The sequence below is a fragment of the Agrobacterium sp. BT-220-3 genome (genome assembly GCF_025910175.1).
Classification (GTDB): Bacteria; Pseudomonadota; Alphaproteobacteria; order Rhizobiales; family Rhizobiaceae; genus Agrobacterium; species Agrobacterium oryzihabitans.
The window spans coordinates 1-851 of record NZ_JAPAIX010000048.1; the positions used below are offsets into that span (position 1 = coordinate 1).

Here is an 851-nt window from a genome sequence, read left to right on the forward strand (position 1 = left end):
CGGGCCTGTCGCAAGTTCTATCCGAGGTCAGAAATTCCCCGGATGCGGCTTGGTTTTCATGCTTTGTTAACCTTTTGAAGTCCGAAGAGGCGTGCAAGTAGGTCGTTCTGGTCGTTGACAGTCCAACCACCGGAAAAGCCGAAGCCCTTCCTCAACCATAGCATGGCTTCGAAACCGGCGATGGTTCGCCGCGCCGTGTTGAATGACTGGAAACCACCGACCTTCGGCATGTTCTTCTTCACCCGGAAGTGGTCGCTCTCGATGCCTTGTTGGAGATGCTTGGTGACATAGTGCACGGGATTGGGACGCAAAAGCCCATCATCGACGGCCATCTTGATCGTCGACGGGAAGGTGTTGGCACCATCCGTGCCGACCTTTTCCGGTGAGAATAACGGCTCCTCCTTGAGCATCTTACGGAAGAAGCGCTTCGCGGCATCGAGGTCGCGACGCGCAGCGAGCAAGAAATCCACCGGGTCGCCGTGCTTGTCGATGGCGCGGTACAGATAGCGCCACTTGCCACGGATCTTGACGTAAGTCTCATCGACCCGGACCGACCCGCAATGTGGTTTCCGGAACTGGCGCAGCCGCTTCTCGATGACAGGCGCATAGGCGAGCACCCAGCGATTGATCGTGCTGTGGTCGACCTCGAACCCGCGTTCGCGGAACATTTCTTCCAAGTCGCGATAGCTCAGTGGGTAACGCAAATACCAAGTCACCGCCTGTATGATCAGCCATGCCTCGAAATGACGCCCTTTGAAATCGTCCTTCGATTGGCGCTTCAGCTTCTCGGTAATGGCATTCAGAATCATCGGTCCACTCCACAACATTTGGAGCGGATTTCTCTTCAGATG

At 55.9% G+C, this 851-nt stretch carries 1 protein-coding gene; it reads right to left on the bottom strand.

What is annotated here, in order from left to right:
- Nucleotides 1-56 precede the first annotated feature (56 nt).
- Nucleotides 57-809, bottom strand: a complete 753-nt coding sequence (locus OK142_RS25220) for an IS6 family transposase (RefSeq protein ID WP_113079655.1) — start codon at nucleotides 807-809, stop codon at nucleotides 57-59.
- Between the last annotated feature and the right edge of the window lie 42 nt (nucleotides 810-851).